Origin of the sequence: Pelistega indica, assembly GCF_000506865.1 — a bacterium.
Taxonomy (GTDB): domain Bacteria; phylum Pseudomonadota; class Gammaproteobacteria; order Burkholderiales; family Burkholderiaceae_B; genus Taylorella; species Taylorella indica.
On the sequence record NZ_AYSV01000062.1, the window covers coordinates 1 to 628 of the forward strand.

Consider the following 628-nt stretch of genomic DNA (forward strand, 5'->3'; position numbering starts at 1 on the left):
AGTGCGTCATCGGCCTCGACTTCAGCGTCTAGTGCCGGTTCAGTGCGTCAGCCGCCTCAGCGAGTGCGTCATTCGGCGTCAACTCAGCGTTCTAGAGCTAGTTCAAGTGCGTCAGCCGCCTCAACGAGTGCGTCATCGGCGTCAACGTCAGCCTCTAGTGCTGGCTCAAGTGCGTCAGCCGCCTCAGCGAGTGCGTCATCGGCCTCGACTTCAGCGTCTAGCGCCGGTTCAAGTGCCTCAGCTGCCTCAACGAGTGCGTCATCGGCGTCAACTTCAGCGTCTAGTGCTGGTTCAAGTGCCTCAGCTGCCTCAACGAGTGCCTCAGCTGCATCGACTTCAGCGTCTAGCGCTGATTCAAGTGCGTCATCGGCGTCAACGTCAGCGTCTAGCGCCGGTTCAAGTGCGTCAGCCGCCTCAAGCAGTGCGTCATCGGCGTCAACGTCAGCGTCTAGCGCTGATTCAAGTGCGTCATCGGCGTCAGCTTCAGCGTCTAGTGCTGGCTCAAGTGCCTCAGCTGCCTCAACGAGTGCGTCATCGGCGTCAACTTCAGCGTCTAGTGCTGGTTCAAGTGCCTCAGCTGCCTCAACGAGTGCCTCAGCTGCATCGACTTCAGCGTCTAGCGCTCTGA

1 protein-coding gene is annotated in these 628 nt (G+C 59.7%); it reads left to right on the forward strand.

Going from position 1 to position 628, the window contains the following annotated elements; translation table 11 throughout:
• Window positions 1-628 (forward strand): hypothetical protein (locus V757_RS28385; protein WP_218184483.1); only part of this gene is annotated, 628 nt, incomplete at its 5' end.